This window comes from Frankia sp. Mgl5 (assembly GCF_023242985.1).
Lineage (GTDB): Bacteria > Actinomycetota > Actinomycetes > Frankiales > Frankiaceae > Parafrankia > Parafrankia soli.
In genome coordinates, this window is the sequence record NZ_JALKFY010000443.1 from 1 (window position 1) to 517 (window position 517).

The window sequence follows — 517 nt, forward strand, 5'->3', positions numbered from 1 at the left end:
AGTAGAAGCTGCCCTGGAGCACGCCGCCGAGGAACTCCAGGATCGCGTCGAGCCGCGGTGACTTTCCGGCGGTGGCGATGATCTGGAAGAAGCGCCGGTCGAGGCTCCTGCGGCGGGCCTCGTCCTCGGTCGTGGCGATCTCACGGTGCAGCCGGGCCAGTTCCTCGGTCTCCAGCGGTGTGAGCTTGCGGACCGCACGCCGGGTCGTCATCCCGGACACCAGCGCGACGACCTCGTAGTGGTCCTCGATGTCCTCGACGGTCACCTCGGCGACGAACGCGCCGCGCCGGGGCACGGCGTCCACGAAGCCCTTCTGCGCGAGTTCGATGAGGGCCTCGCGGACCGGGGCGCGGCTGATCCCGAGCGCGTCGGCGACCTCGTCCTGATCGATCTTGCTGCGCGGCGGCAGCGCACGGGAGACGATCGCCTCCCGGATGAAGTCGGCCGCCTCGTCCTTGAGGTTGCCGTAGCGCCGCCGACCCGAGGCGAGCAGCCGGATCGCACTCGGGTCGGCGTC

Annotated in this window: 1 protein-coding gene; it reads right to left on the reverse strand. The window is 70.8% G+C overall.

The window, feature by feature from the left end; all coding sequences use genetic code 11:
* Nucleotides 1–517, reverse strand: a 517-nt coding sequence (locus MXD62_RS10055) for a GntR family transcriptional regulator (RefSeq protein WP_308301228.1), incomplete at both ends; no start/stop codon positions are given.